Raw genomic sequence first — 1516 nt, 5'->3', positions numbered from 1 at the left:
GTGGATGCTCCTATTGCTGTCAAGCGGCCAGTGGTGGGCTGATTCGTTCCAGGACGGCGGTCGCTCGAGCTTCGAGGTCGGGGTCGGCGCGGGTGCCGATCTCGAGTCGTCGTAGCCGCTGGTAGGGGACGCCGAGAGTGGCGGCGAGGACGCTGATCGGGATGCCGATCGCTTGTCGGCGGGCTCGGAGTTCGCGCCCGGCTGGGTTGTCGGTGGCGGGGTTGAGCAGGGCGGCGTAGACCTCGTTCGCGACGTGTCGTTTGAGACAGCGCATGATGTCACGGTCGGTGAGCTGCTCCGCGCGGCGCCGTTCGAAGTAGGCCATCGTTCGAGGCTCGCGGTGTCGCATGCGTAGAAGCACGATCCGGTGCAGGGCGGCGTTGGCGTGCCGGTTGCCGCCGCGAGAGAGTCGGTGCCGCGTGCGTTGTCCGGACGAGGCGGGGATCGGGGCGACGCCGGCGAGAGCGGCGAAGCTCGCGCGGGTCCCGAGCCGCTCAGGGTTGTCGCCCGCGGCGACCAGGAGCGTCGCCGCGGTGACGGGACCGACTCCGCTCAGAGACAGCAGTGTGGGGTTGACCTGCCGGACGAGCAGCTCAAGCTGTTGTTCTATCAGGTCGATCTCGGCTTGCATCGTGAGGTGCCGGACCGCGAACCGTCGCAGTGTCTGGCGGGCGACGACCTCGGGATCGGGGGACGCGATCGCTCCGGGCCTGGTCTTGGCGAGCGTGGTCACCAGTCGCTGCCCGCTGAGGGCCCGGAACGCTTGTCGCACCAGCTCGGGCGCGGTGATCAGCAGCGCGTGGATCTGGTTCATCACCTGCGCCCTGGCCTTCGCCGCGGAGCGTCGCTCTGCCAGCAGGATCCGCATCGACTCCACTGCCCCGTCACCAGTCTTCGGAATCGCGGTGTCGGTGCCGGCGAGCACGGCGACAGCAGCCTGGTGCGCGTCGAGCGGGTCGGACTTGCCTCGACGCCGCCGGGCTTGCCGGTCCTGCCGTGCGACTTCGACGACGGTCAGCCCCGCGGCGTTCAGCGCGCGTGAGAGACCAGCCCCGTAGGAGCCTGTGCCCTCCACGCCGACGCGCACGACGTCGCCGTGCGCGCGGAGGAACGCGATGACCTGCGCGTAGCCGCGACCATCAGCGCGGAACTCACGGTCGGCGACGGGTCTGCCGACGAGATCCAGGATCGCGACGTGATGCGTGTTCTTGTGCGTATCGACGCCGGCGACCAGCTCGACCGCTGGAGACAGCGGGTTGGGCAGCGGCGGGTCGAGTGTCATGCTCGTCATTGACGGGATTCCCTTCCAACGGTGATGAACGTCACCGCGGGTCGGGTGAGTGCAGACAGCACAAAGGTGAGACGACTTCCCGGTCAGGCTCCTATCAAGTCATGTGCCCGCCCGGCCCGCAGCGACCCCGGCGTCGACGGACAGATCCACAAAAAGACAGCCGCGAACGGCGTCCGTGTAATTTCGGGTCACGCCGGCGCCGGAGCCGAATCCATCATCTCTGTG

At 68.5% G+C, this 1516-nt stretch carries 1 protein-coding gene; it reads right to left on the bottom strand.

Annotation, left to right across the window (positions count from 1 at the left end; translation table 11 throughout):
- Positions 1-19: 19 nt before the first annotated feature.
- Positions 20-1291: an IS110 family RNA-guided transposase gene (locus PYV02_RS15280; RefSeq protein ID WP_275759939.1), complete on the bottom strand. Its 1272-nt coding sequence runs from the start codon at positions 1289-1291 to the stop codon at positions 20-22.
- Between the last annotated feature and the right edge of the window lie 225 nt (positions 1292-1516).

Origin of the sequence: Antiquaquibacter metalliresistens, from assembly GCF_029211225.1 — a bacterium.
In the GTDB taxonomy this organism is placed as follows: Bacteria; Actinomycetota; Actinomycetes; order Actinomycetales; family Microbacteriaceae; genus Rhodoglobus; species Rhodoglobus metalliresistens.
This window is presented reverse-complemented; position numbering and strand designations above follow the sequence as displayed.